This is a genomic window from Streptomyces sp. NPDC007983 (genome assembly GCF_042958345.1).
Lineage (GTDB): Bacteria > Actinomycetota > Actinomycetes > Streptomycetales > Streptomycetaceae > Streptomyces.
This window is the reverse complement of sequence record NZ_JBIBJI010000054.1, coordinates 1-4025: the sequence shown is the minus strand read 5'-3', so window position 1 is coordinate 4025 and position 4025 is coordinate 1. Positions and strand designations below refer to the sequence as shown.

The 4025-nt window shown below is 69.1% G+C and carries 1 protein-coding gene; it reads left to right on the top strand.

The features are described from left to right. The coding region (locus ACFZCY_RS45340; protein ID WP_391187682.1) for an SDR family NAD(P)-dependent oxidoreductase at positions 1–4025 on the top strand (4025 nt) is incomplete at both ends.

Genomic DNA, 4025 nt, shown 5'->3' with positions numbered 1-4025 from the left:
CCAAACCCACCACCAACACCACCACCCTCGGCCTCACCCCCACCACACACCCCCTACTCCCCGCCACCCTCGAACTCGCCGAAGGCGACGGGCTGGTATTGACCGGGTACCTGTCACTTGCCGAACAACCGTGGCTGGCCGAACACGTCATCGCCGGTACACCGCTGCTGCCCGCGACGGCATTCGTGGAACTGGCGCTGCACGCGGGCGACCACGCGGGATGCCGACACATCGACGAGCTGACGCTACACGCCCCGCTGCCGCTTCCGAGCACAGGCGTCCAGCTGCAACTGCGCGTGGGCCGACCGGATGGAGCCGGCCGCCACAGCCTCACGGTCCACTCGCGTCCGGCCGACACGGCGGAGACGGACCATGCGTGGACCCACCACGCCGACGCCGTCCTCAGCCCTCACTCCCCCGCACCGTCACCCGACACCACCGCACTGCCCTGGCCTCCGCCCGACGCAATCCCGCTCGACCTCACCGACGCGTACGAGAGTCTGGCAGCGACGGGATACGACTACGGGCCCGTCTTTCAAGGTCTCACCCATGCCTGGAAGCACAACGACGACCTCTACGCCGAGGTCACCCTCCCCGCATCACCCGATACCGCTCACACCCCGTACGCAATCCACCCCGCGCTCCTCGACGCCGCCCTCCACCCTCTCATCCTCGACCGCAGCGACCCTCACGTCCTCGAACTCCCTTACTCCTGGGTCGACCTCGCCGTGCACCAAGCGCAATCCACCGTCCTCCGCCTGCGCTGGACCCGCGAGGCCACTAGCCCGGACGCACGGACCTACCGCCTTACCGCGAGTGACCCGCGCGGCAACCTGGTCGCCACCACGACCCTCACCCTCCGCACCGCCTCCGCCCCGCAGCGGACCCAGGGTTCGCTCTACGAGACGACGTGGCAGCGGGTTCCCGCGCAGCAGCCCGCAGAAGGGCTCACCGTCCACACGACGACACTCGGCATTGACATCGACGCACTTCTGGAGTCCCTCACCTCCGACTCCGGCCTCCCCGACGCCGTCGCCGTCCTCTGCCCCGCCGATCCCAACGAAGAGACGGTCGCCCGCGCCCACTCCGTCACCCGCCACGCACTGAACCTGTTCCAGCGATGGTTGGCCGACGACCGTCTCCACCAGACCCCGCTCGCCCTCGTCACGCACGACACGACGGCCGACAACCTGGCCACCGCACCCCTGTGGGGTCTGGTCCGCACCGCACAGTCCGAAAACCCCGACCGCTTCCTCCTCATCGACACCGATGACCCGGACAACACCGAACTCATCACCACCGCGATCGCCACCGCCCTCCACACCGAAGAACCCCACCTTGCCCTACGCGACGGTCATGTACTGATCCCTCGACTGACCTCCATAAAAACCGGTACGTCTGATGTGCGGTCGTTCGATCCGGAGGGGACCGTCCTGATCACCGGCGCCACCGGCGCCCTGGGAACCCTCTTCGCCCACCACCTCGTCACCCAACACGGCGTACGACACCTCCTCCTCACCAGCCGCCGCGGCCCCCACGCCCCCGGCGCCGACCAACTCCACACCCAACTCACCAACCTCGGCGCCACCGTCCACCTCGCCGCCTGCGACACCGCCGACCACAACGCCCTGGCAAACCTCCTCACCACCATCCCCCACGAACACCCACTCACCGCCGTCATCCACACCGCCGGCACCCTCGCCGACGCCACCCTCACCACCCTCACCCCCCAACACCTCACCGACGTCCTACGACCCAAAATCGACGCCGCCTGGAACCTCCACCACCTCACCACCCACCTCCCCCTCACCCACTTCATCCTCTTCTCCTCCATCACCGGCACCCTCGGCACCCCAGGACAAGCCAACTACGCCGCCGCCAACACCTTCCTCGACGCCCTCGCCCACCACCGACACGCCCACGGCCTACCCGCCACCAGCCTCGCCTGGGGCCTGTGGGAGGGGACGAGCATGGCCGATCAGCTGGACGAGGCGAGCCGTGCCCGCTGGGTCCGCAGCGGCGTCGAGACACTGTCGACGGAGCGAGACCTACCACTACTCGACGGGGCACTGACGACGGGGGTTCCGGTAGTGGTGCCCTCGGGCTTCGACGTACGTGTGCTACGCCGCCGGCTAGAGGACGGCACGCTGCCCACGATGCTGCGCAGCCTGGTCCCCTCAGCGCGCCGGACGGCCCGCCCTGTCGCGGCGGGCGCAGCAGTTGCGGCCGACGCGTCCTCATGGACTGCCCAAACCAGTGCGCTTCCACTGCCTGAACGCGAAGCGGTGGTCAGGGATCTGGTGCGGAACCTGGTCGCCGGCGTCCTGGGGCACGAGACGACGGAGTCGGTCGTCATGGACCGGCCGTTCAAGGGACTGGGTTTCGACTCGCTGACCGGTGTCGAGCTGCGCAACCGACTCAATGTCGCGACCGGGCTGCGGCTGCCCGCCACTGTCGTCTTCGACCGCCCGTCCCCGGAAGCGGTGGCCCAGTATCTGCTGTCCGAGCTGGCGCCCGCGACGGAAAACGCCGAGGTCCGGACGGGAATCGCGCGCTCCACCAATGTCGCCTCGTCCGCTGTCACCTCAATGTCAGCGGACGAGCCGATCGCGATTGTCGGCATGGCCTGCCGCTTCCCCGGCGGTGTCACCACACCCGAAGACCTGTGGCACCTGGTCGCCACCGGCGCCGACGCCATCACCGGCTTCCCCACCAACCGCGGCTGGAACCTCGACACCCTCTACCATCCCGACCCCGACCACACAGGCACCTCCTACACCCGCGAAGGCGGCTTCCTCCACGACGCCGACCAATTCGACTCCGACTTCTTCCAGCTGAGCCCGCGCGAGGCCTCTGCCACCGATCCGCAGCAGCGACTGCTGCTCGAGGTGGCATGGGAGGCGTTCGAGCGGGCGGGCATCGCTCCGGAAAAGGCACGCGGGAGCAGGACCGCTGTCTTCGCCGGCGTCATGTACCACGACTACGGCGCCCGGCTGAGCCCCGCGCCCGAGGGGTACGAGGGTCACCTGCTGACCGGGAACACGTCGAGTGTCGTCTCGGGGCGTGTGGCGTACGCCTTCGGTCTGGAGGGCCCGGCGGTCACCGTGGACACCGCCTGCTCCTCCTCCCTGGTCGCCCTACACCTGGCCGCACAATCCATACGCCAAGGCGAATGCGACCTCGCCCTCGCCGGCGGCGTCACCGTCATGGCCAGCCCCGCCACCTTCATCGAATTCAGCCGCCAACGCGGCCTCGCCCCCGACGGCCGCTGCAAAGCCTTCTCCACCACCGCCAACGGCACCGGCTGGAGCGAAGGCGCAGGACTCCTCCTCGTCGAACGACTCTCCGACGCCCACCGCAACGGCCACCCCGTCATCGCCGTACTACGCGGCTCCGCCATCAACCAGGACGGCGCCAGCAACGGCCTCACCGCCCCCAACGGGCCCTCTCAGGAACGCGTGATCCGCCAGGCTCTCGCCAACGCCCGACTCAGCACCCACGACATCGACGCCGTCGAAGCCCATGGCACGGGCACCTCCCTGGGAGACCCGATCGAGGCACAGGCCCTGCTCAACACCTACGGCACGGGTCGTGAACATCCGCTGTACCTCGGTTCGTTGAAGTCGAACATCGGCCACAGCCAGGCGGCGGCCGGTGTCGGTGGGATCATCAAGATGGTCATGGCGATGCGCCACGGCACCCTGCCCCGCACCCTCCATGCCGACGAACCCACGCCGCACGTCGACTGGTCGACGGGCGCCGTCGAACTCCTCACAGAAGAACGTCCCTGGCAGCCGACCGAGGACCGGCCACGCCGAGCCGCCGTATCCTCTTTCGGTATCAGCGGCACCAACGCCCACGTGATTCTGGAGCAGGCGCCGGCCACCTCTGCTGCACCCCCGCGGCAGGAGGCGTCCGACGCCACAGGTTCCGCTCCGGTGCCGGTGGTGCTGTCGGCGCGGAGCGAGGAGGCGTTGCGGGAGCAGGCGGCGCGGGTACGGGGCTTCGTCGCCGAGCGAGTGGAG